The sequence below is a fragment of the Sulfitobacter sp. M13 genome (assembly GCF_053474885.1).
Genome location: NZ_CM130281.1, coordinates 2,354,504 through 2,376,592, shown reverse-complemented (window position 1 = coordinate 2,376,592; position 22,089 = coordinate 2,354,504). Strand labels below are relative to the sequence as shown.

At 55.8% G+C, this 22,089-nt stretch carries 21 protein-coding genes and 2 pseudogenes; 12 read left to right on the top strand and 11 right to left on the bottom strand.

Annotated features, from left to right (window positions below):
• The first annotated feature begins 101 nt into the window (after positions 1-101).
• Genes zwf through pgi form a run of 3 tightly spaced genes read left to right on the top strand, consistent with a single transcriptional unit; the run spans position 102 to position 3,825 of the window.
• On the top strand, positions 102-1,571 hold the full coding sequence (gene zwf, locus ACVBAU_RS11465; protein ID WP_448326437.1) for a glucose-6-phosphate dehydrogenase: 1,470 nt from the start codon (positions 102-104) through the stop codon (positions 1,569-1,571).
• Complete coding sequence (pgl, locus tag ACVBAU_RS11460; protein ID WP_138923205.1) at positions 1,568-2,239, top strand: 6-phosphogluconolactonase; 672 nt, start codon at positions 1,568-1,570, stop codon at positions 2,237-2,239. Before zwf ends, pgl begins: the two co-directional genes overlap by 4 nt.
• Positions 2,236-3,825: a glucose-6-phosphate isomerase gene (gene pgi / locus ACVBAU_RS11455; protein WP_448326434.1), complete on the top strand. Its 1,590-nt coding sequence runs from the start codon at positions 2,236-2,238 to the stop codon at positions 3,823-3,825. Before pgl ends, pgi begins: the two co-directional genes overlap by 4 nt.
• Positions 3,826-3,912: 87 nt before the next feature.
• Here the strand turns inward: pgi and ACVBAU_RS11450 are convergent, their stop codons facing one another.
• Together ACVBAU_RS11450 and ACVBAU_RS11445 are read right to left on the bottom strand one after the other, a co-directional pair.
• Positions 3,913-4,365 (bottom strand): N-acetyltransferase family protein, encoded by a 453-nt coding sequence (locus ACVBAU_RS11450; protein ID WP_448326432.1) that lies wholly within the window; start codon positions 4,363-4,365, stop codon positions 3,913-3,915.
• Between the two features lie 36 nt (positions 4,366-4,401).
• A complete protein-coding gene (locus ACVBAU_RS11445) occupies positions 4,402-4,881 on the bottom strand; it encodes an acyl-CoA thioesterase (protein WP_138923208.1) in 480 nt (159 codons plus the stop codon).
• Positions 4,882-4,970: 89 nt separating this feature from the next.
• Here ACVBAU_RS11445 and ACVBAU_RS11440 point away from each other — a divergent pair, with 89 nt between their 5' ends.
• Positions 4,971-6,596, top strand: coding sequence for a long-chain-fatty-acid--CoA ligase (locus ACVBAU_RS11440; RefSeq protein ID WP_448326430.1), 1,626 nt, complete (start codon positions 4,971-4,973; stop codon positions 6,594-6,596).
• A gap of 596 nt (positions 6,597-7,192) precedes the next feature.
• Here ACVBAU_RS11440 and queF read toward each other — a convergent pair.
• The 6 genes from queF to ACVBAU_RS11410 all read right to left on the bottom strand — a co-directional run bounded on the left by queF (position 7,193) and on the right by ACVBAU_RS11410 (position 11,000).
• Positions 7,193-7,654 carry a preQ(1) synthase gene (gene queF, locus ACVBAU_RS11435; RefSeq protein WP_335744101.1) on the bottom strand — a complete coding sequence of 154 codons (462 nt, stop codon included), beginning with the start codon at positions 7,652-7,654 and terminating at the stop codon, positions 7,193-7,195.
• Positions 7,655-7,672: 18 nt separating this feature from the next.
• Positions 7,673-8,383: a 7-carboxy-7-deazaguanine synthase QueE gene (queE, locus tag ACVBAU_RS11430; protein WP_335744100.1), complete on the bottom strand. Its 711-nt coding sequence runs from the start codon at positions 8,381-8,383 to the stop codon at positions 7,673-7,675.
• Complete coding sequence (gene queD / locus ACVBAU_RS11425) at positions 8,380-8,733, bottom strand: 6-carboxytetrahydropterin synthase QueD (protein ID WP_335744099.1); 354 nt, start codon at positions 8,731-8,733, stop codon at positions 8,380-8,382. Before queD ends, queE begins: the two co-directional genes overlap by 4 nt.
• Positions 8,733-9,434: a 7-cyano-7-deazaguanine synthase QueC gene (queC, locus tag ACVBAU_RS11420; protein ID WP_335744098.1), complete on the bottom strand. Its 702-nt coding sequence runs from the start codon at positions 9,432-9,434 to the stop codon at positions 8,733-8,735. The genes queD and queC overlap by 1 nt, the downstream gene beginning before the upstream one ends.
• A 220-nt stretch (positions 9,435-9,654) precedes the next feature.
• Positions 9,655-10,251 carry an SDR family oxidoreductase gene (locus ACVBAU_RS11415; RefSeq protein ID WP_448326427.1) on the bottom strand — a complete coding sequence of 199 codons (597 nt, stop codon included), beginning with the start codon at positions 10,249-10,251 and terminating at the stop codon, positions 9,655-9,657.
• Positions 10,252-10,325: 74 nt separating this feature from the next.
• Positions 10,326-11,000 carry a type 1 glutamine amidotransferase domain-containing protein gene (locus ACVBAU_RS11410; protein WP_448326426.1) on the bottom strand — a complete coding sequence of 225 codons (675 nt, stop codon included), beginning with the start codon at positions 10,998-11,000 and terminating at the stop codon, positions 10,326-10,328.
• Between the two features lie 230 nt (positions 11,001-11,230).
• Here ACVBAU_RS11410 and ACVBAU_RS11405 point away from each other — a divergent pair, with 230 nt between their 5' ends.
• The 3 genes from ACVBAU_RS11405 (at position 11,231) to ACVBAU_RS11395 (ending at position 15,501) form a co-directional block, all read left to right on the top strand.
• Entirely contained in the window at positions 11,231-12,466 is a 1,236-nt protein-coding gene (locus ACVBAU_RS11405; RefSeq protein WP_335744096.1) for a glutathionylspermidine synthase family protein, read from the top strand.
• A 43-nt stretch (positions 12,467-12,509) separates the two neighbouring features.
• Positions 12,510-13,091 carry a DUF1190 domain-containing protein gene (locus ACVBAU_RS11400; RefSeq protein ID WP_448326424.1) on the top strand — a complete coding sequence of 194 codons (582 nt, stop codon included), beginning with the start codon at positions 12,510-12,512 and terminating at the stop codon, positions 13,089-13,091.
• Positions 13,092-13,419: 328 nt separating this feature from the next.
• Positions 13,420-15,501 (top strand): ATP-binding protein, encoded by a 2,082-nt coding sequence (locus ACVBAU_RS11395; RefSeq protein WP_448326422.1) that lies wholly within the window; start codon positions 13,420-13,422, stop codon positions 15,499-15,501.
• Between the two features lie 562 nt (positions 15,502-16,063).
• On the opposite strand, the gene ACVBAU_RS11390 is transcribed toward ACVBAU_RS11395, so the two are convergent.
• Entirely contained in the window at positions 16,064-16,483 is a 420-nt protein-coding gene (locus tag ACVBAU_RS11390; RefSeq protein ID WP_448326420.1) for an antitoxin Xre/MbcA/ParS toxin-binding domain-containing protein, read from the bottom strand.
• A gap of 392 nt (positions 16,484-16,875) precedes the next feature.
• Positions 16,876-17,715 (bottom strand): TIGR01459 family HAD-type hydrolase, encoded by an 840-nt coding sequence (locus tag ACVBAU_RS11385; protein WP_448326418.1) that lies wholly within the window; start codon positions 17,713-17,715, stop codon positions 16,876-16,878.
• 668 nt (positions 17,716-18,383) lie between these two features.
• Between ACVBAU_RS11385 and ACVBAU_RS11380 the strand changes: the two genes are divergently transcribed.
• From ACVBAU_RS11380 to ACVBAU_RS11360, 5 genes and pseudogenes are all read left to right on the top strand, one after another.
• Entirely contained in the window at positions 18,384-19,532 is a 1,149-nt protein-coding gene (locus tag ACVBAU_RS11380) for a pyridoxal-phosphate-dependent aminotransferase family protein (RefSeq protein ID WP_448326416.1), read from the top strand.
• Positions 19,529-20,296: a CDP-alcohol phosphatidyltransferase family protein gene (locus ACVBAU_RS11375; RefSeq protein ID WP_335744092.1), complete on the top strand. Its 768-nt coding sequence runs from the start codon at positions 19,529-19,531 to the stop codon at positions 20,294-20,296. Before ACVBAU_RS11380 ends, ACVBAU_RS11375 begins: the two co-directional genes overlap by 4 nt.
• Positions 20,297-20,330: 34 nt before the next feature.
• On the top strand, positions 20,331-21,152 hold the full coding sequence (locus ACVBAU_RS11370; RefSeq protein ID WP_448326414.1) for a phosphocholine cytidylyltransferase family protein: 822 nt from the start codon (positions 20,331-20,333) through the stop codon (positions 21,150-21,152).
• Positions 21,153-21,260: 108 nt separating this feature from the next.
• Positions 21,261-21,389 (top strand): hypothetical protein, encoded by a 129-nt coding sequence (locus ACVBAU_RS11365; RefSeq protein ID WP_302664654.1) that lies wholly within the window; start codon positions 21,261-21,263, stop codon positions 21,387-21,389.
• Between the two features lie 189 nt (positions 21,390-21,578).
• Positions 21,579-21,680: pseudogene (locus ACVBAU_RS11360) on the top strand (co-chaperone GroES); the annotation flags it as partial.
• 52 nt (positions 21,681-21,732) lie between these two features.
• Here ACVBAU_RS11360 and ACVBAU_RS11355 read toward each other — a convergent pair.
• Positions 21,733-21,951: pseudogene (locus ACVBAU_RS11355) on the bottom strand (DUF6500 family protein).
• Between the last annotated feature and the right edge of the window lie 138 nt (positions 21,952-22,089).

The following is a 22,089-nucleotide window of genomic DNA, read 5'->3' as shown; positions in this document are numbered from 1 at the left end:
TTTCGCGCACAGACTTGTGAAAAGCGGAAATCTCGTTATGTTTGCGCTAACATTACATTTCGGTACCCAAAAGTCGTAGCCTCGCGACAAGGAGCATCCACATGGTATCACGCGTCATTCCGGTCGACCCCTTTGATCTGGTGATTTTCGGCGGCACAGGCGATCTGGCCCGCCGCAAGATCCTGCCGGGGTTGTTTCGGCGTTTTTGTTCAGGGCAGATGCCCGAAAACGCCCGTGTCATTGGTGCAGCCCGTACGGAAATGGACCGCGCAGGCTATCAGCAGATGATCCGCGAGGCGATTGCCGAATTCAACGGTGACTTCGAGCACGACAAGGCTCAGCTTGAGGGGTTCATTGACCGTCTTGAGTATGTTGCGATTGATGCAAAGGGCGAAGACGGCTGGGCCGAGCTGCAAAAGTTGATGGCAGGAACCGAGCGGGTAGAGGCCTATTATTTCTCTGTCTCGCCCGCGTTGTTCGGTGATCTGGCCGAGCGTTTGCAACAATGGGGCATGGCCGATGCGCAAAGCCGGATCGTGGTTGAAAAGCCGTTCGGCCGCGACCTCAAGACCGCGCAAGCGTTGAACGCGACGCTGGCCAAGTATTTTGACGAAAGCCAGATCTACCGGATCGACCATTATCTGGGCAAAGAGACGGTGCAAAACCTGATGGCCGTGCGTTTTGGCAATATGCTGTTTGAACCCTTGTGGAACAGCCAATACGTCGATCACATCCAGATCACCGTGGCCGAAACCGTCGGCGTCGGGGGCAGGGGTGAATACTACGACAAGTCGGGTGCCATGCGCGACATGGTGCAAAACCACCTGATGCAACTGTTGTGTTTGATTGCGATGGAACCCCCCGCGCGGTTTGATCCCGACGCGGTGCGCGATGAAAAGCTCAAGGTGATCCGTGCGCTGGACCCGGTGCTACCGCATCACATTGCCCGTGGACAGTATCAGGCAGAGCCGTGCAACGAGGCCGAACAACCGGGGTACCGTACCGCCGTTGGCGATCCGCGCTCGCGCACCGAAAGCTTTGTCGCGCTGAAAACCCACATCAGCAACTGGCGATGGGCTGGGACGCCCTTCTATCTGCGCACCGGCAAACGCATGGCCGCGCGCTCGTCCGAGATTACAGTCGTGTTCAAGGAAACCCCGCATTCGATTTTCACCGAAGATGCGGGTCGTCATCGTAACGTCCTGTCGATCCGACTGCAGCCGAACGAGGGCATTACCCTTGGCGTGACGATCAAGGAACCGGGCCCGGGCGGCATGCGTTTGGTGGATGTGCCTTTGGATATGACATTTGCCGACGCATTGGGCCCTGATGGGTCGGAACAGGTCGACGCCTATGAACGTCTGATCATGGATGTCATCCGTGGCAACCAGACCCTGTTCATGCGCGGCGACGAGGTGGAGGCCGCATGGGCCTGGACCGACCCGATCATCCAGGGCTGGGAAGCACGCAACGATGTGCCCAAACCCTACGACAGCGGGTCTGATGGCCCGACAGATGCCAACGAACTGATGCGCCGTGACCAGCGGCAATGGCGGGAGTATTCTGCATGAAGTTGATCGAATATGCCGACCGCGAAGTCCTTGCGATGGACCTCGCCAATCTGATCGCGGGAGAGCTGAAAAATGCGCTCCTGTCCCATGACACGGTCAGCTTTGCCGTGCCCGGCGGGACAACACCGGGGCCGATCTTTGACAGCCTCAGCGGGGCCAATCTGGACTGGTCGCGCGTGCAGGTTATGCTGGGGGACGAACGCTGGGTCGCGCCGGATCACGAGATGTCAAACGCACGGCTTTTACGCAACCGCTTGCTGGTCGGGCGTGCGGCGCAGGCGGGCTTTACGCCGTTCTATGTGGACGGGCTGACCTCGGCCGAGGCGGCAGAAACGCTGTCACCGCAAATCGAATCCAAGCTGCCGTTGTCGGTGCTGTTGCTCGGAATGGGCACGGATATGCACACTGCATCGCTTTTCCCCGGCTCCAATGGGCTGGAGGCCGCGATGGCCGTGGACGCGCCAGCGGTCTGTCCGATCAATGTCGACGGGCAGGATATCGGGCGCATTACCCTGTCGCGTCGGGTGCTTGAGGGCGCGATGTCAAAGCATCTTGTGATTTTCGGCGATGAAAAACGCGCAGCGGTGGAGCAGGCGCAAAGCCTGCCGGCCCTAGAGGCCCCCATCGGCGCAGTATTGAACGAGGCGACAGTACATTGGGCACCATGAATTCCTTTGACGATTTGCGCCAGATGCAGGCGGCGGTGCAGGACCGCTCTATCCTGTCCTTGTTCGACACCCCCGACCGAGCCCGCGAGTTCAGCGCGCAGACCGGGGACATGCTGTTCGATTTCTCTAAAACCAACCTCGACCGCGCCACAATGGATGCGCTGATCGGGTTGATTGATGCCGCCGATGTGCCTGCGCGGCGTGACGCGATGTTCGCTGGTGGCAAAATAAACGAGACCGAAGACCGTGCAGTGCTGCACACCGCACTTCGCAATCTCGACGGCGGGCCAGTGATGGTAGACGGGGAAGATGTGATGCCGGGCATCCATCACACGCTCGACCGGATGCGCGATTTCGCCGACAAAATCCGCAGCAGCAAAATCACCGATGTGGTCAATATCGGTATCGGGGGCTCTGATCTGGGGCCTGCGATGGCTGTACAGGCGCTGTCGCCCTATCATGACGGGCCGCGCTGCCACTTTGTATCGAACGTCGACGGGGCACATATTTCGGATACGCTGCGGGGACTTAACGCGAAAACCACGCTGGTGATCGTCGCCTCCAAGACCTTTACCACGATAGAGACAATGACCAACGCCCGCACCGCGCGCGCATGGATGACGGAAAATGACGGCGACCCCGCGACACAGTTTGCAGCGCTCAGCACGGCGCAGGACAAAACGTCCGATTTCGGGATCGATGCGGATCAGGTCTTTGGTTTCGAAGACTGGGTCGGCGGACGATACTCTGTCTGGGGGCCCATTGGCCTCTCGCTAATGATCGCCATCGGGCCGCGTGCATTTGATGCGTTCCTGCGTGGCGGCCAAGCGATGGATCGCCACTTTTGCGCTGCAGCCCCGCATGAAAACATGCCGATGTTGCTGGCTTTGGTCGGCATCTGGCACAATCAGATTTGCGACTATGCAACACGCGCGGTGCTGCCGTATGATCAGCGTCTGGGGCAGCTGCCCGATTATCTGCAACAGCTCGAAATGGAATCAAACGGCAAATCCACCCTCATGGACGGCACGAATGCGCCCTATAACACAGGACCCGTCGTCTGGGGGGCAGCCGGCACCAATGGGCAGCACGCATTCTATCAACTGATCCACCAGGGCACCCGCGTCGTTCCCTGCGAATTCCTGATCGCAGCCAATGGCCATGAGCCTGACCTTACGCACCACCACAAGCTGTTGATCGCCAACTGCCTCGCACAATCCGAAGCATTGATGCGCGGCAGGTCCCTGCAAGAAGCGTCTGAACTGATGGCTGCAAAAGGCCTGACCGGGGCCGAGCTTGACCGGCAAGCCCGACACCGCGTGTTTTCCGGGAACCGCCCATCAACGACGCTGATCTATCCGCTGCTCGACCCTTTCACATTGGGCCAGATTATTGCGCTTTATGAACACCGCGTCTTCGTCGAGGGCAGCATTCTGGGGATCAACTCTTTCGATCAATGGGGGGTGGAACTGGGCAAGGAACTGGCAACATCGCTCCAGCCCATCGTCAATGGCGAGGCACCTGCCACAGATAAAGACGGCTCAACCGCGGCACTGGTCGCCTTCATCGCGAAACACGCTGACTGACGATCACAGCTTCATTTTGCCAAATAAACTCCGGGGAGTGTGAGGGGCAGCGCCCCTCATCCCCATCCGCACGCATGACGCTGAATATTACCCATTAACTTTGATGTCATAGGTAACCCAGCCCGTGCGCGTCGCCAGCTTGTCATACACGCCGCGGCCACGATAGTTGTCTTCTGCCGTGATCCAACGCACGGTACCGCACCCTTTTTGCTGCGCCACCGCCTCTACCGCTTTGATCAGCGCTTGGGCAGCACCGGTACCACGCGCCTGAGGGCTGACAAACAGGTCGTCCAGAAAACAGTTCGTCATCGCGCGCAGCTGACTGACAAACGGGCGGTAGTGGGTAAAGCCAACGATGGTGCCGTTCTCATCCTGCGCCAAGATGCACTTGCTGCCGTGGTCTGCGTCCATCAGCCAGCCATAGACGGTCTCGCGCATTTGGGCGGTCTGATCGACCTTGTAAAAGGCGGCATATCCGGCAAAGAGATCTTCCCAAGCGCTGCGATCAGCGGCTTCCATCGGGCGCGTGGTGATGGTCATATCATGTGGTCCTTTTCTCGGTTTTACCCGCAGCGGTTATCCCTCGGGGCGGGCGTTTTCCGTCTGCTCAAAATACTGTTTCAAACGGTCGGGCAGGGGATAGCGGCCAGCGCCGTCCCGCTCTAGCATCACCAGTATACATTCAAATGTCGCGCGCAGCTCGTTGCCGACCCAGACCTCTTGCGCCAGCGCGTAAGAGGTGTTGCGAAAGCTGGTACAGCGACAGGTTACGATGTAGTTCTCACGCTCCAGCATCTCTTGCAAATAGCGGATCGACCCTGATCGGATCACCACGCGCGGACCAGGGCTATCGATCAGCCCACGTTCGACCAACGACTGCGTGTACCGGATGCGCAACCGTTCGAACCATTCGAAATAGACGGTATTATTGACGTGGTTATTCGTGTCCAAATCAGAGAACCGGACCTGATCTGCCATGGCCAACGGCTGCGGCGTGGGCATACCGGCGGCACGCTGTTGATCGGAGGAAAGCGGGGTATGGTAAATGACTGTCATAGAACCCTGCGTAAGCAGCAATGAGGGCGCTTGCAAGACCGGGGTGATTTGTCCATTTTGCAGCCAACTAACAAATGGGAGGATGCGCCATGCTTGGCCAAATGATGAATAAACCACTGCTGATCTCGAGCTTGATCGAACACGCACAACGTTTTCACAGCGAGACAGAGATCGTTTCGGTCAAGACCACCGGCGGGCTAGAGCAGACCTCGTGGGGGCAGGTTGCGCGTAATTCCCGTGCGCTTGCGTCGGCGCTGACCAATCTGGGTCTGGACCCGCAAGCCCGTTGCGGCACCATCGCTTGGAACAACCGTCGCCACCTTGAAATCTACTTTGGTGCATCGGGCGGCGGCTTTGTCTGTCACACCATCAACCCGCGTCTGTTCCCCGAACAGCTGGTCTATATCCTGAACCACGCGGAAGATAAGGTGCTGTTCATCGACAAGACCTTCGTGCCTCTGATTGCAGGCATTCAAGACAAGCTTGAGCATCTCGAACATGTCGTTCTGATGGAAGGCACCGACGAAGAGGCCGCCGCGCAGCTGCCCGGCATCAAGTTCTATGACGATTTTATCGCCAGCGGCGACCCCGAGTTTATCTGGCCCGATCTGGACGAGAACACCGCATCGAGCCTGTGCTACACCTCTGGTACCACCGGCAACCCCAAGGGCGTTCTGTATTCGCACCGCTCTACCGTGCTGCACAGCTTTGGCATCAACTTGGCCGACAGCATCGCGATCACCGCGAAAGACGTGGTTCTGCCCGTTGTGCCCATGTTCCACGTCAACGCTTGGGGCGCGCCCTATGCCTGCGCGATGGTCGGCGCCGCGATGGTGATGCCCGGCCCGGGTCTGGATGGCCCGTCGCTGGTAAAGCTGATTGATGAGAACCATGTATCGCTAGCGCTTGGCGTGCCGACCATCTGGCTGGGCCTGCTGAACGAAGCAGCCAAGATCGGCAGCAAGCTTGAAAGCTTGCAGCGTACGGTCGTCGGTGGATCGGCCTGTCCGCCGTCGATGATGACCACCTTCCGCGAGAAATACGGGGTAGAGACGATCCACGCGTGGGGCATGACAGAAATGTCGCCCGTGGGCAGCATCAACCAGTTGCTGGCCAAACACAGCAAGCTGCCCGCAGCAGAGCAGAACAAGCTACGCGAAAACCAAGGCCGTCCGGTTTACGGCGTCGATCTCGAAATTCTTGATGACGAAGGCAATCCTGTCGCCCATGATGGCGTGACGCAGGGTGATCTGGTCACCAAAGGGTACTGGATCCTTGATAGCTATTTCCGCAAGACACGCAGCGAGACGTTGAACAAGGACGGTTGGTTCGACACGGGCGACGTGGCAACAATGGACGCTGACGGCTACGTCACGATCCGTGACCGATCCAAGGATATCATCAAGTCGGGCGGGGAGTGGATCAGCTCTGTCGAGCTGGAAAACATCGCGATCGCTCACCCCCAGATCGCCGACGCTGCGGTCATCGGAGCGCGCCACGAGAAATGGGACGAACGCCCGATCCTGATTGCCGTGAAGGCTGAAGGCCAGGACCCGAGCGAGGCGGATGTCTTGTCGATTTTTGAGGATAAGATTGCCAAGTGGCAGATCCCCAATTGCGTCGTCTTCACGGATGCGTTGCCACGGAACGCAACTGGAAAAGTGCTCAAACGTGATCTGCGCGAAAGCTTCGGCGACGTGCTGATGAAAGGCTAATGAAAGCCTACACCGGGACAGGTTTGCTGCCCCGGTGTTCAGCCATGGCCCTGTCCCGTGTCCGAAATATCAACGGGGCAGAGCGTTTATATAGGGTTTTTCACGACGCGGCCGTTGTCAGACGTAGGTTTGTCGCCTACATCTGCACCGCGTGCAGACCTTTTGTGGCATGGTCGTGCTGTCACGCCATTTGTGGAAATTAAGTTTGCACGGCACGCGCGAAAGCGCCCGAACGAGCTTTGAAATCATGTTTCACCTGAGATGTTTGCCAATCAATAATGGCAAAAAATTAAAATGGGTAATCGTAAATATTTACTAGTTATCTAAATATTAGCGCAATTTAAAGGTGCATTGTCCAGAGGGTATTATGCTTTAGCGTTAACGCCTAACGCTTAACGCTACGTCGGGTGATAGGTCTGTTTAGCGGCTGACCGTCAGACAGAGGCTGGTACGTCCCATTTTCATATAATGATAATGGCTTACGCTTTTTATTCATGCCAGAAATTGACTTTACGCCGCCCATAAAAATGCCGCGGAGCGGGGCATCCACTACGCGGCATTTATGAACTAGGCACGATTTTTTCGCCTCCAACGCGTCACCCGCGTCCGCGATAGGGCGGCACACCTTGGTCCGGAATCCAGATATTTTTCGGCGTTTCGCCGGTCTGCCAGAATACATCGATAGGAATACCGCCGCGTGGGTACCAATAGCCGCCGATGCGCAGCCAGCGCGGCGATAGCAGCCCGACCAGACGGCGACCGATCGAGACGGTGCAATCTTCGTGAAACGCACCGTGGTTGCGGAACGCGCCCAGATACAGTTTGAGCGATTTGGACTCGACCAGATACTGATCCGGTACGTAGTCGATCACCAGATGCGCAAAGTCGGGCTGGCCGGTCATCGGGCAAAGCGACGTAAATTCGGGCGCGGTGAAGCGGACGCAATAGTCAACGTCAGCTTGCGGGTTTGACACCTTTTCAAGCATCGCTTCTTCAGGTGAAGCGGGAAGCTCGGTCTTTCCGCCAAGCTGCTGCAAATCGCTATAAATCGTTTCCATAAATTCTCCTGATGCGGGTCAGACCCCGCGTTTGTTGCCCCAAAGCAATACATGTAGCTGCGGCAGAAGGCGCGGGGTGAACCAGCGGTCGGCCATGGTTTTATCAACCAGCCAAAGCAGCTTATCCGCCAACATCTGCGGATCGACGGCGACATTGGGGTCAACCTCATCGTTGCCCGGTTGCAGGTAGAGCGGTAACTTGGGATAGCGTGCGGCGGCGTCGCGGGCCCAGTCATAGTCGGGGTCATCGAAGATCACGATCTTCATCACCACTTGGCCGGCGGTTTCACCAGCAACGATGCAACGATCGAACGCGGCCCAGTCAACCGTTTCACCGCTCGACGGTGGTTTAGGGCTCAGCACGAGACAATCCAGCTGGCCGAACCACGGTTTCGAAATTGAACCCTGGGTCTCGCAGGCGAAACGGTAGCCTTTCTCATGGCCAAGGCGGATCAGCGGGGCAAAGTCCTGAATTGCGGGATTGCCGCCCGACAGCGACACGGTTAACGGCGCGTCTCCCGACAGGCGCTGAACTTCCTGCCAGACCGCATCAGAGGACATCGCGGCCCAATCGTGGCGAAACGCGGGGTCGACCGCATGCATACTATCGCACCACAGGCAGCGATAATCACATCCGCCCGTGCGCACGAAGACGGTGGGCTCACCAATCAGCGCGCCTTCGCCCTGAATGGTGGGGCCGAAAATTTCGGCGATGCGTAGCTGGCTCATGGCCGATATTCGGCCCATGTTTTGGGCGTCTCGCTGACCTTGACGGCTGTGGTTTCAGGCCAACGGCCCGCGCACCATTCATACAGATGCCGCGCCATGTTTTCGCCGGTCGAGGCAAAATTGAGCACGTCGTTAAGATGGCGGTGATCGAGCGTCTCGTCGATATAAGTCTTGAGCGGCCTAAGCTCGCCGTAGTCGCGAACAAAACCATCAGCGTTCAGTTCTTTGGCCCGAAGTTCGACCACCACGACATAGTTATGCCCGTGCAGGCGGGCACATTGATGATCCTCGGGCAGATGTGATAGCTGATGCGAGGCGGAAAAGTGAAACTCTTTGGTGATTGTGAACATCAGGACAGGATCCTGCGTTTGATTGCCTCTGCCCAGAAGTCAGGGTCTTCATACTGGGTGGGGTCGGTCACGCCTGCAAGGTCGAACGCCTCGCGCCGCTCCACGCACGTGCCGCACCGCCCGCAGTGATGTGCGCCGCCCTTATAGCAGGACCACGTCTCGGCAAAGGGGGTGTTGTGGCGCTGCCCTTCGGTCACGATATCGGCCTTGGTTCGGTGGACGAACGGTGTGTAAAGCGACACGTCTGCATAGCCATCCAGCGCCATATATTGCATGAACTCAAACGCTTGGGTGAAATCGGGACGGCAATCGGGGTAGATGAAGTGGTCACCCCCGTGCACAGCCGTGGCGACCGATTGATCCCCACGTGCCGCGGCGATCCCGTAAGCGACCGACAGCATTATCGCGTTGCGGTTCGGCACAACAGTGACGCGCATGGTATCTTCGGCGTAATGCCCGTCGGGTACGTCAATATCATCGGTCAACGCCGAGCCCGTCAATGCGGCCCCAATGCCGCGCATGTCGATGATATCGTGCGGGACGCCAAGGCGCGTTGCACATAGTGCCGCGTAATCCAGCTCTTTGCGGTGCCGCTGGCCATAGTCAAAGGACACCAGGCCCGTCAGCTTGCGTTGTGCCGCCACCATATGAGCAAGCGACACAGAATCTAATCCGCCGGAGCAGACAACAATCGTTTTCATATCTTAACCCTTGTTTTGATACCCGGGTAGGCTGCGACCGGGAAGGCGCCTGATAAACGAGGTGACCATAGATGCCAAGGGGGGCAGGTGTCACAAATTCCTTAGATGCAACAGGTCGGGACATCTCAACGTAGAAACGCCGCCAGAGTAGAAAATTCTGGCGGCGTTTCGATGCATTTGCGCTAGCGGGGGGGGGCGGGAAGCAAAAACGCCTGGGGGCTTAAGCCGATTGCATCAATAGCGCTTTGTTTTCCCATTCAGGGTCGGACACCGCTTTGACCAACGCCGCTGCCACATCGCCACGCGCCGCTTTCGCTTTTACGTCCACGTCGTCACCAAAAATCATGTTGCGGTTACCCGCATCGTCCGTCAGCGCGACGGGGCGCAGTATGGCGTATTCCATGCCTGAATTCTGCAAGTGCACATCAGCGTCGTGTTTTGCTTGCAGGTAATGCGCAAGTTCGCTGTCGGGGTCGGGGGTATCCGCACCGACACTGCTTAGCATTACAAAGCGCGAGACACCCGACTTGGCGGCAATATCAATAAGATCTTTGGCACCGTCACGGTCAACCTTATCGGTCATCTCTGGCCCAGATGATCCGCCGGACCCTGCGGCAAAGATCACGGCGTCACAGCCTTCGCAGGCGTCGGAGGTCAGGTTGGTCAGATCGCCTTTGCGCAGCACCACGTCGGAGGCAAGCGCGCTGGTGTCAGAAGAATTCCGGACCAGTGCGATTGGCGTATGCCCCTGTTCTCGCAGTTGTTCGGTGACACGGATGCCGGTTTTGCCGGTCGCGCCGGCAACGAGAATGTTCATTAGTTTGGTCCTTTGCACTTTGGTCGCGGTATAAGTTGCCCACTGCGCACGGGCTGTGCGCAGTGGGCGATATCTTAGAGAAGCGACAGGAGTTTATGCGCCGCTTCCTCGGAGGACGCGGGGTTCTGGCCGGTGACCAACTTGCCATCGGTCACAACGAAGGATGCCCAGTCGTCACCCTTTTTATAAGTGCCGCCATTGGATTTAAGCATGTCCTCGACAAGGAAAGGCACAACGTCCGTGAGGCCCACGGCCTCTTCTTCGGTGTTGGTGAAACCGGTGACGGTTTTGCCAGATACCAGCGGCTTGTCGTCGGTACCTTTGGTGTGTTTGAACACCGCGGGCGCATGGCAGACGGCCCCGACGGGGCGGTCGCTGGCGGCAAAGGTTTCGATCAGGTTGATGCTGGATTTGTCTTCGGCCAGATCCCACAGCGGGCCGTGGCCGCCTGGGTAGAAGATCGCATCGAAACCGTCAGCCGATACGCCTGACAGCAATTCGGTGTTGGCCAGTTCTTTTTGCGCAGCATCGTCGCCCTTGAAGCGTTTTGTCGCCTCTGTCTGCGCATCTTCGGAATCGCTGGTGGGATCGAGCGGGGGGTGGCCGCCTTTGGGCGAGGCCAACGTGACCTCTGCGCCAGCGTCTTTAAAGACGTAGTAGGGGGCCGCGAACTCTTCGAGCCAGAAACCGGTTTTGTTGCCAGTATCGCCCAGCTTGTCGTGGGAGGTGAGTACCATGAGAATTTTCATGTGTGAGGGCCTTTCAATTCATTTCGCCATACCGATCGGGGCGTCATGGGTGACACCGCAATAGCGATCGCGTAGACCGTCCAACGATTGGGCGCGCGGGTTGTTCCCAACCCTGTCTGACGTTTTTGTGACCTGCGTAGAAGCGGGCGCTGCAATCGGCGAAGCACACTGGCATCGCGAGGGCAAAGCGACTAAACCCGCGGTAGTTTTTCGCGGGGGAGTTTCGCCGGATGCACAAGATCGAAATAGCAGAGCGGCCGCATTGGCGCGACCATGCGAAAGAGGTCGGCTTTAGCTTTGCGGATATGCACGGCGAACCCTATTGGGACGAAACGTCGGCCTATGCGTTTTCGCTCGACCAGATCGAGAATGACATCGAAGACCCCGCAACCGCGCTGCACGGCATGTGCCGTGAGGCGGTGGACCATATTCTGACCAGCGAAGAATTGCTGGACAGGCTTGCGATCCCAGAAGGTCACCGCGACCTCGTCGCCGACAGCTGGAAACGGGCTGATCCCGAAATCTATGGCCGTTTTGATCTGGCCTATGACGGGCAGGGGCCTGCCAAGCTGCTAGAATACAACGCCGACACACCCACGTCGCTATATGAAAGTGCCGCGTTCCAGTGGCAGTGGCTTGAGGACCATCTTGAGGCAGGCACGCTGCCCGAAGGGGCCGACCAGTTCAACGGTATCCACGAAGCCTTGGTCGCACGGTTTGCGGATGTGTTCGAACCCGACAGCGATCTTCATTTCACGGCGGTCGCGGGCAATCCCGAAGACTACGGCACCGTCGAAGCGATGGGATGGGCCGCCCGGGAGGCGGGACTTGGGGCGCATTATTTCGACCTCGATAAGATCGCACTGAGCGATGACGGGCAGTTTCTGGATGACGAAGACCGCCGGATCGCCGTGTTGTTCAAGCTCTACCCGTGGGAAGACCTGTTGCGCGATGACTATGCCGACCACATCGCCGGATCGGGCTGTCTGTTTCTTGAACCCGCATGGAAGGCGCTGCTGTCCAACAAGGGGCTGCTGCCCGTGCTGTGGGAGATGTTCGAGGACCACCCGAACCTGCTGCCAGCGTTTTTCGAACACGATGTCGGTGATGCGATGGCGGGGCGCGGGTCGGTTACGGGACGCGCTGCCGAGGCATTCGAGCGCGCGCGCGAAGCACTGACGCTTGCTCATGTGCGCAAACCGATCCTGTCGCGCGAAGGGGCTTCAATCGAGATTGTGAAAAACGGCCAGATCATCGAAAGCGCCACCAACACGGAGTATGCCGAACATCCGCGCATCCTGCAGGCTTATGCGCCATTGCCGACATTCGACGGGATGCGTCCGGTTGTCGGGGCTTGGATCATCGGGCAAGAATGTGTCGGGATCGGCCTGCGCGAGGATCGCACTAGGATCACGCAGGATTTGTCGCGTTTCAAACCCCATTACATTGCGCCGTATTCCGGTTAGCATCTTCCCTTATTCGTCGCAGTACAGCAGAAAGCAGATCATCATGACAAAACGGTCAAAACGCGTCGCCATCGCGATCATCGGGGCCACCGCCTTTACCCTTGCCGGCTGCCGCGACGAAAAGATTGATGCCGCAGCGTTCCCTGACGTGCAAAGTTGCAAGAACGAGGCGTCGTTTGGCGGAACCTTCACAGGTGCTGATTGCGAGACAGCCTTTGCCGAAGCCGAGACGCTGCACGTTGAATCAGCCCCTCGCTATAACAGCGTCGAAGTTTGCGAAGAACAGCACGGTGTGGGGGCCTGCGGGTCAGAGGCTCAGCAGACCCAAGGCGGGTCGGGCGGTATTTTTATGCCGTTGCTGGCGGGCTATCTGATCGGGAACATGCTTGGCGGGCGGTCGGGTATGGCTTCAAGCCAGCCGATGTACAAAACAGCCGATGGCAAATTTACCAACGCGGCGCGCACCAGCACCTATTCCAGCAACAAAGGCGCGGCAAAGCTGAGCACCTCGCAGTTCACCCGTCCCGCGACAACCGCGGGCAAAACGCCAATGACCCGTGCCACAGCGAAATCGCGCGGCGGTTTTGGCAAGGGAGCCAGCGGTCGTACGGGCTTTGGCGGCTAGGGCGCACGCACAGCGGGTTCGGCATGATTGAATATGCCGACACCAAGGCGATCTTTCCTGTGCAGTTAGCATGCTGACGGTTCAGGTGCTGCCTAGCGCGTCCGGTCCAGCGTCGGGCGCGTTGTCGCTTATTTGAGCATTCGGCGCGTGAGGATGGGATTGCGGGTTTATCTCAGGTTAAGATGTGCAGCATGACAGCAACACAGTGGCGCGAAGGCGACATGGGCGAATAAACCCGATACATTCGTTTTTGTTGCGCCCTAGAATGATCGTTTAGAAATTCCGCAGCCTGGCTGCGCCCTATATGGACAAGCGGTTGCCTCATAGCATGTCGAAAAGGACGCATATTGGCGGCGCTTGGGCGTTGTTCGCATTTTTTAGCGCAACGATCATCATTACCTATGCGGCAGGCCGGATTGATCGGCTTTTGTCCGAGACATTCACGTATGAATTGCGGGCTAAAAGCCACCTTGAAATGCTCGATATTCGCGAGAATTTTGAACAAATCATCCATGAAAAGATGCTCGCATTACGAGAACTCGCGGTTTTTATTGGTGAGAATCCTTTTGCAACCCAAAGGGATTTTTCACTGAGGGTTCAAAACATCCGCGAAATCGACGGCATCGTAATCAACGTTGCAGCGGCGCCCGATCTTGTGGTGCGTCTGATACATCCGCTAGAGCCGAACGCCGGAGCCTTGGGGCTGAACTACCGCACCAACGAAGAACAATATCCGGGCATCGAGCGGATGCTATCTGTTGGGACCGAGCTGATGGCGGGACCTGTTGATCTTGTGCAGGGCGGTCAGGGGATGATCCTGCGCGCCCCGGTATACTGGCCCGCCCCTGATGCTGTCACTGAGGGTGAGATCGACGAAAGCACACGCCGGCTTTGGGGTATTGTCTCTCTCGTGCTCGACTACCAAGAGTTTCTGGTCGAAGCTGGCATACGTGCAGCCGAAGAACGCTATGATATGCTGATCCAGGCAGCCGACGCAAAGCCCACAAATGACGCGCTTTTGTTTACCTACGGTGACGAAAGCCTCAGGGATGCGGATACCGTCAAGCTCGAGTTTGATCTCTTTTTCGAAGAGTGGGTGTTGGAAGCGCGCACCAAGGGCGGCTGGCCGAAGGTCGCGCCGGATCAATGGCAAAAACGGGCCTTGATCGCTATTGCAGGCCTCATGCTATTGGGGACTTTGCTGTATGTCCTGCAGGTCTCCGAGCGACGTAAACGCGCCGAGGCGTTGCTTAGCAGCGGCATCGAAGCGCTGAACGATGGTTTTGTCATGTTCGACGCGCAGGATCGGCTGTTGCTGAGCAACTCCAAGTACAAAGAAATGTACGACCTTCCAAGCGAACTGCTGAGAAGCGGGACACCGTTCGAAGTGTTGCTGAGGAGTGGGGTGAACAGCAAGCAGTTCCCGGTGGGCCGGCTTGACGAAGCCAAGTGGATCGAACGCCGGCTTGCGGTTCACCGCCAGTCGCAAACTCTTGAAACTGAACAACATTTGGCGGACGGTCGGGTGATCAAAGCGTCGGATCGGCCGCTGGCCGATGGCAGTTATGTCGGGCTGCGTGTCGATGTGACCGAGCTAAGCCATGCAAAGGACGCGGCAGAGGCCGCGAGCAAGGCAAAGACAAATTTTATGGGGGTGCTTAGCCACGAACTGCGCACCCCGCTGACGGTCATCATGGGGGTGGCCCAACTGTCGCGCAATGCGCGCATGCTATCCGCATCCAAAGCGCTGCTGAAAGGGTATGAAGCCGGCGATATCAGCCCTGCGGAAGCCAAACGACTGCTGGACAAGATGTACGACCAGCTGTCCGACTTGATGAACCGGCTTGTCCAGTCCGGGGACCATCTGCTGCATCTCATCAACGAAATTCTTGATGTGGCCAAAATCGAATCCGGCAGTCTGGTCATCGAGCCTACGCATTGCGCGGTGCAGGATATTGTCGATCCGGTCATTGAGCAGCTCAATACCTTGTCGAGCAAGAAAGGGCTGGCCTTTGACGTGGTCCAAGAGGCCGACGTGGTTTTCGCCGACAAGTTCCGCGCGCGGCAGATCCTGTTCAACCTTATTGGCAATGCGATCAAGTTCACCGACACCGGATTTGTCCGGCTGGTGGTGAAGCCCGTCGGTGATGTCGTCAAATTCGAGGTCCACGACAGCGGCGCAGGCATAGACGAAGCAGAGCTGCAAAGCATTTTTGAAGTTTTCTATCAGGTCGATTCATCCGCAACCCGTCGCGCGGGAGGCACTGGCATGGGGCTCGCCATCTCGCGCAGTCTGGCAGAAATGCAAGGCGGTGACCTAAGTGTCTCAAGCGTCATCGGGCAAGGCAGCTGCTTTACCCTAACGCTCCCCATCAAGGCAGATGAAAATGCCGGCAAGCAGGCTGCCTAAGCGGGGTAGTACGCTGTTTCAGCTCAATAACTGCATCTCGCACAGCACGGCCTGTGAAGGCCGACCCCCGTCGTAGATCACAGCGGGAAAACCGGGATTCTGGTAGGACCGGCAGGCATACCAGAATGCGCATAATCCTCATTAAAATACGAACCAAGGTGGACGATGTAGGCCCATTTCTGTCCCTATACAGATCAATGAATTATAAGGAATGTGGACCACGATTTTTGGCAGGACTTGGCTTGCGTGACTGCTCATAGAAGTTTCAAACAGGTCTAACGTCTGTCTGATTTTGCAGGCAGATTTGTAAACGCTACGTTTGGTTAAAGCGTTCTACGTAGGTTATGGGTCTATCAAGCCAGTGCCATTCTCCCACCGGTAGATCTGATTTGTACGCTAAAAAAACGGTGATTTTCTTCCCGCAGCTTTCGGCCCCAAACCGATCTTGCCCTGATTGCCATGTACCGCGGCTTGTTTCCGGAAGCAGAAGCTGACCATCGAGCGAAGCATTTAAGGTAGCTGAATGGCGTGTCTGACGTCAGCGCCTATGGGGCCGGTTGCCTTATCTGGTGAGCAGTTCGATTACTGCGTCCGCCCCAGCAGGGCTCGATATTGCCAATGCCATTGGAACTGCGCCTCCAAGGTCAGGATTAGGCTTTTCTAAAAACCGCATCACGAGAGCTCCGTGGCCTTGATGAACTCTGTCTACGACCACATAAGCGCGCGAAAAGTCATAGAGTATCTGACTTTTTGTTCTACTGAGGGGAATTTTTTCAGATTTGGCCCTGCGAAAAGCTCGCTCGGGAATGAGCTCCAATACTGGCCGTGAATACATTACTGCTAAAATTTTCTCAACCGATGAAGCTGGAAGACCACATTCAATATTGACCTCCAGTGACGCGGAATCGTTGATTTCTTCAGGTAGTCCCAGAATTTCGGCGACACGCTCAACATCCGTTGAGCGTGTGAGCTTGGTGGTCATAGAAAATCTCCTCTTCAGGGGCCAACTGACAGCTCTGCAGGCATATCACAACCGTAGCCGCTGAATGGGCCCATGCCCGTCCACTTAAGCGCATCGAAAAGGCAACCACAAAATGCTGTATTCTCTTGATTGCTGTATGGGGCTGTTTACCTGTTTCGGGTTAGCATCGGCGTTATTAGATGCATCCAGCGATGCAAAGATCGGCCCTAACCGGCCATTCGCCAACGTCTTCAACGCTGTGCTGCAGCTTTTGCAGTGATGTAATTCGGGGATCCTGCAGCATTTTGGCAGCTTAAACTTTCTGCGTCACGAAAGGATCTTTCTCATGCTCGGAAGGAAAACACGGTTATCAAAGATACGAATGAAGTTTTGGTGAGTAGCATCCAGTTTATTCAGTTCCAAACCAACTGGTCGCAAACCCCGACAAGGTTAAGTCCGATAAATCTGTTCTTGATGTTACTCACAGCTTTCACCGCATTGTCCGCGACGTTTAATGGGCCAAACTCCTTTGCATGAATGCCACCCGCAACGAAATATGCATCAAAGCCGTTGTCAGCGGCACCTTTGATATCAGTTGGCAACCCATCACCTATGGCCAGCAATCTGCCCTTTAGGGCATCTCGCCCCATCAGCGTAGCGGCTCTTTTCAGCGACTCGCGATAGATTGCCGGCTCCGGTTTTCCGGCAAAGATAACCGTGCCGCCCAGTTGCCTGTAGTATTGCGCAATGGAACCAGCACAGATGACCATGCGTTTGCCACTTCGAACTACCAAGTCAAGTCGGTTTGCGCAAATCATCTCGACAGCGTTGTCGCGCATCTCTTTGAGAAGACTGTGGTAAATATCGACAGTTTCGATCGTGTCATCTAATGGCCCGGTTAGCAGGCACAGTTTGGCGTCTGATATCCCTACAATAGGGTTGGCCAAACCCTCCAAAATGGACTGATCCCGTGCCGGACCAAAGTGGAACAGCGGAAGGTCAGGTTGGTTTGCAACCAAATGTGCGGTGACGTCGCCTGATGTAATGATGGTATCAAACGCTTCACGCGGAACGCCAAAACGCGCCAATTGCGGATAGATGTCTTTGGATAGTCGCGGCGCATTAGTGATCAAAATGACAAACCGACCACCCGCACGTGTTCTGCAGAGCGCATCGACGGCATCATTTAAGGCAGCCCCGCCGTTGTGAATAACGCCCCAGATGTCACACAAAAGGCCGTCGTAGTGATCCACAAGTTCACTGAGCGGCGTAAGTCTGACTGATGAGTCCAAAGGGTGACGGTTGTGTACCATGAGTAAGATGGGGTAAGTTTCATGGCACCCAGGGTCAAGCACCACCTTCATGGGACCTGACAACACGCATGTCTCCGAAATAGGTGTTCTTTGGTAGGGGGCGTGATATGCGGAAGCGCACGGTCGCATCTACTCCTTGCTATCTTTCCGATTTTTCCATACGGCTTATTCCTCAGGCGCTCCATCAACGCGCGCGATCTTTTTCTCTAAGGTCAACCTTAGCAGACCAGGATGCCTGAAAATTGCTACCGGATGTTTCCGGTCAAATTCCAACACCATCCCATCAGGGTCGCGTTGGGGACCTTCGACATTGCTTCGATACTGTTCTGATGCTGATTTTCAGCACGTTGGACATGCTTGATCCGCACTTATTGCCGGGATCAGGCGTTTTGGAATTTTTTCTATAAGCGTTCAATTTTTGGACAACACAACGATAGCTCTCTTTTGGGCTGCGCCTTCGAACTCGATTTATGCCCTCTCGATGTCCCCGCCTGACCCTCGCGCGCGGACGTATCATGGGTGTGACGGCTCCAAGATCATGTCTTGGTGCTGTTGGAGTATGACTAATGTTAGACAAGTATCTACTGTTCACACCTGGCCCCGTGAATGTGGCCGAAACCTTGCGCGCGGCGATCTGTAAAGAAGATATCTGCCATCGCGAACCTGATTTCGATGCCCTTCTGAGTAGCATCGAACATAAACTAATCTCGCTGTTTCAGATCAGAAACCGAGCCCGGTATCGAGCAGTGGTGATTACGGGTTCCGGCACGGCGGCCAACGAGGCAATCTTGTCTTCTGTCGTGGGCAAGGGTGCTATTCTGATCCTATCGAACGGTGAATTTGGGGGGCGCCTGCATAAAACATCGCGGATCCACAACAAACACACCCATCTGATTGAGATGCCCTGGGGCACGCCATTCGATCCAGCCCAAGTTGCCGCCTATCTGTCGACGCACAGGATCGACGTTGTCGCGATGGTCCATCATGAGACCTGTTCAGGGATGCTGAACCCGTTGGCCGAGGTCGGTGCCATCTGCAAAGAGGCCGGCGCGTTGTTCGTGGTCGACGGTGTCAGTTCCGTCGGCGCTGAAGTGATTGATATGGAGGCGTGCAATATCGCTTTTGTGTCCAGCTCCAGTTCCAAGGCCATCGGCTCTTATCCCGGTCTGTCCTTTGTCGTTGGACGGAAAAAACATTTCAAACGGCTGAAGCACCATGCGGCAAAGACGACCTACCTGAACTTGGCTACATTCTATGCCTTCCTGAAACACCACACTCAGACACCTAATACTCCCGCTGTTCCACTGTTCTTTGCACTGGAGCAAGCACTCACGGACATCCTGCGCGAAGGGGTCATGAAACGCTATGCACGCATCAAGGCCCGAGCTAATCTGCTTCGTGTCGGCATGCGCAGGCTGAACCTCGATTTCCTAATCGAGGAGGCGGACATGTGTTCGATCCTGACCACTGTACGGGTGCCGCCGTCGATTGCTGTGCGCGATCTCCGCGACAGATTGCGTGAGAAATCCATCATCATCTACGAAGGCAAAGGGTGCTTTGCGGGCAAGGTCTTTCAGGTCGGCAACATCGGAGAGTTGTCCGACTACGACATTCGCTTCTTTCTGGCCGCGCTCAAAGACGTATTGCTGGCGTTGCAAGCCGAAGCGGCTGAACTCGTCGCACCTGTAAGGCCTACAGGAGCAACTTTAGTCATGCTGCCGATGCCAAAACGTTTACAAGAAAAGGTGGTGTCATGACAGGCAAGTTGACACAACTTTGGGCCACAAAAACCCGCAATGATGAATGGTGGTCGTCGTTTGTTACGTCACCGCTGGCCATTCTCGCCAATTATGGGGCTGTGGAAGCGCGATGGATCACCCCGAACCGGATCACGGCGGCCTCTTTTTTGGTGGCTGTGTTGGCGACCGTTGGGATTCTTGTCGGTGGTACTGCTTGTTTCATTGCCGCTGCACTCCTGATCCATCTCAGCCACATCCTAGATTGCATGGACGGACAAATGGCACGCTACCGCCGCGTGTCCTCACCGCAAGGTAGTTATTATGATCGCCTGACCGATCAGGTGCAGGTTGGGTTGTGGTTCGGGGCCGTCGGATACGCCGCTTATGCTCAGACCGAGAGCGTTGTACCTGTATTCCTCGCTATGATCGGCATCGCGTTCTACGGGTTGCGTGGATATGCCAAATACGTGGCACTCGAAATCGAAACGGCCTGTGACTCAGATTATCCGATGAACATGGCGAGTTCGAAAAAGGTGGAAAAATTGGCGGGTTTGGGCTTTGGCCCACGTGCCAACTTTGAGTGGTTTCTGCGCGAACAACGCAAAGTTCTCGCATTCGATGAAGGTGTGTTCATCTTCATGCTCTCAGCAGCGCTGATCTTTGATCAAATCGTCCCAATGCTTTGGGTTTTTGCGGCCAGCCAGCTGTTCTGGGGCATCTTCAAGTCATGGCAAAGAGGCAAGAACATCGGGGAAAACCTAAAATTGGCCCTTCAAAAATAGCACCCCACATCTCGCCTTATAAAGGACATCAGAAATGAAAAATGAAATCAATCGCCCGCCTATGGCAGTCATTCTGGCCGCAGGCATCGGCTCGCGGCTCAGCCCTTTAACCGACAACTGCCCAAAAAGCCTGTTGTCCGTCGGCGGGTCCGTTATTCTGGAACGGATGCTCCGCAATTGTCTGAGTTGCGGCATATCACAGTTCGTATTGGTGCTGGGGCATCGCGCGGACGAGATCAAGCAGTTCGTCGACAAGACATTCCGAGGCATTCGCGTCACCTATGTAATCAACGAGCGTTATCGCGAGACCAACACAGGCTATTCCCTTATGTTGGCCTCGAAAGCTATTGGCACTGCCGACTTTATCAAGTTCGACGCGGACGTGGTGTTTGATGTGAAAATTTTACGCCAACTTATTGATAGTGACCATCCAAACGTATTGTGCATTGATCAAAACATTGCGCTTGAGGACGAAGAGGTCAAAGTCATCACCGACGACCAGATGCAGATCCTTGAAGTAGGCAAATCGGTTGATCCCAAATTGGCTATGGGTGAATCGATCGGGATTGAGAAAATCAGTGCCAAGACAGGCCCGTCGCTCTTTGCTGAACTTACTGAAATGATGGAGAGCAGAAACCATTTTCAGGATTACTACGAGGCCGCCTATGAACGGTTGGTGGTGAAAGGAACAGCCTTTCGTGCGCTCGATATCACCGGTTTGAGCTGGACAGAGATTGATACGGCGCAGGATTACGCTGCAGCAAATGCGATATTTGGAACGCCAATCTCAACCATTTCGCGTGCGCAACAAAGGACGATCGACGAAGCTGCTGAGAAAACAGGCACGCTGGCGTAGCCCCATCAAGTCAACACCATCCCCCGCTCGACAGGGCAACGGGTGGACGATCGCAGTCAAGCTGCTGCCACAACGGCACCAGATCGCTGCATTTTGGAAGGACAGACAATGGCTAAAGGTAAAAACAGCAAGAAAGAGGCGAAGAAACCAAAACAAGAGAAGCCGAAAGTTTCTGCAACTGCGAATTCTAATGCCGGAAAACCTGCGCTTTCGATTTCTGGTAAGACGGTGAAGTAACTCTCCGGGATCAAGAGCAAAGGAACTGATCTTTGGAATGAAAAATCCCGAAGAAATATAGTTCGTGGCCCTCTTGCAGTGGTCTGTCAGCGCAACCGCCTCACTAATATTGGCACTCGGGTATGGCGAGTGCCAATAGAGTCTAAGCGTGCCACCCTGACCTCGGAAACCTTTGAAAGAAGTATTTCCATAAAATTCAGCCACTTACATGACCGTGTCTTGGTGCGCAGTATCGAAGAAGAGGAAAAGATTTCCGGCGGTCTGATCATCCCCGAAACCGCAAAAGAAAAGGGGGGTGTTCGTATATTAAGTTGGTCCGCTAAGCGGGCAAAGTCGCTGTTGGTCAAACACCCGAAATGATCATACCTCGAATTTTCACCGCTTTTTCAAAGTGATCCAGTTCGTGCGTTTTGATCCACCATTAGGCGGCTTCCATAAGCAACGCTGGATCATCATTTCTGTTGGCAAAAAACGCGTAGAAAGAAAGACCTACGGTCTCTCCCTTTTTGGCGATCTTGTCATTACAGACCGCGACCGCCTTGTTTCTTAGGGTTGTTCTCATACTGTTTGCGGCCTCTTAGGAAATAAATGATCCATTAGAACATAAGGCGAACTGACAAAGGCCGCAACTTGGGATATTTGGTCGGTGTGCCTCCGAAGCTGCCATTCGTTGAGACACGTTTCACACCAGATAGGTGTT

Bases quoted from the DNA above. Each gene is read 5' to 3' on its own strand.
- zwf (WP_448326437.1), top strand. From the start codon at position 102: ATGGTATCACGCGTCATTCCGGTCGACCCCTTTGATCTGGTGATTTTC.
- ACVBAU_RS11365 (WP_302664654.1), top strand. From the start codon at position 21,261: ATGGCTAAAGGTAAAAACAGCAAGAAAGAGGCGAAGAAACCAAAACAA.
- ACVBAU_RS11405 (WP_335744096.1), top strand. From the start codon at position 11,231: ATGCACAAGATCGAAATAGCAGAGCGGCCGCATTGGCGCGACCATGCG.
- queE (WP_335744100.1), bottom strand. From the start codon at position 8,383: ATGAGCCAGCTACGCATCGCCGAAATTTTCGGCCCCACCATTCAGGGC.
- ACVBAU_RS11445 (WP_138923208.1), bottom strand. From the start codon at position 4,881: ATGACAGTCATTTACCATACCCCGCTTTCCTCCGATCAACAGCGTGCC.
- ACVBAU_RS11440 (WP_448326430.1), top strand. From the start codon at position 4,971: ATGCTTGGCCAAATGATGAATAAACCACTGCTGATCTCGAGCTTGATC.
- pgl (WP_138923205.1), top strand. From the start codon at position 1,568: ATGAAGTTGATCGAATATGCCGACCGCGAAGTCCTTGCGATGGACCTC.
- ACVBAU_RS11400 (WP_448326424.1), top strand. From the start codon at position 12,510: ATGACAAAACGGTCAAAACGCGTCGCCATCGCGATCATCGGGGCCACC.
- ACVBAU_RS11415 (WP_448326427.1), bottom strand. From the start codon at position 10,251: ATGAACATTCTCGTTGCCGGCGCGACCGGCAAAACCGGCATCCGTGTC.
- queD (WP_335744099.1), bottom strand. From the start codon at position 8,733: ATGTTCACAATCACCAAAGAGTTTCACTTTTCCGCCTCGCATCAGCTA.
- queF (WP_335744101.1), bottom strand. From the start codon at position 7,654: ATGGAAACGATTTATAGCGATTTGCAGCAGCTTGGCGGAAAGACCGAG.
- queC (WP_335744098.1), bottom strand. From the start codon at position 9,434: ATGAAAACGATTGTTGTCTGCTCCGGCGGATTAGATTCTGTGTCGCTT.
- ACVBAU_RS11395 (WP_448326422.1), top strand. From the start codon at position 13,420: ATGTCGAAAAGGACGCATATTGGCGGCGCTTGGGCGTTGTTCGCATTT.
- pgi (WP_448326434.1), top strand. From the start codon at position 2,236: ATGAATTCCTTTGACGATTTGCGCCAGATGCAGGCGGCGGTGCAGGAC.
- ACVBAU_RS11410 (WP_448326426.1), bottom strand. From the start codon at position 11,000: ATGAAAATTCTCATGGTACTCACCTCCCACGACAAGCTGGGCGATACT.
- ACVBAU_RS11390 (WP_448326420.1), bottom strand. From the start codon at position 16,483: ATGACCACCAAGCTCACACGCTCAACGGATGTTGAGCGTGTCGCCGAA.
- ACVBAU_RS11450 (WP_448326432.1), bottom strand. From the start codon at position 4,365: ATGACCATCACCACGCGCCCGATGGAAGCCGCTGATCGCAGCGCTTGG.
- ACVBAU_RS11370 (WP_448326414.1), top strand. From the start codon at position 20,331: ATGAAAAATGAAATCAATCGCCCGCCTATGGCAGTCATTCTGGCCGCA.
- ACVBAU_RS11375 (WP_335744092.1), top strand. From the start codon at position 19,529: ATGACAGGCAAGTTGACACAACTTTGGGCCACAAAAACCCGCAATGAT.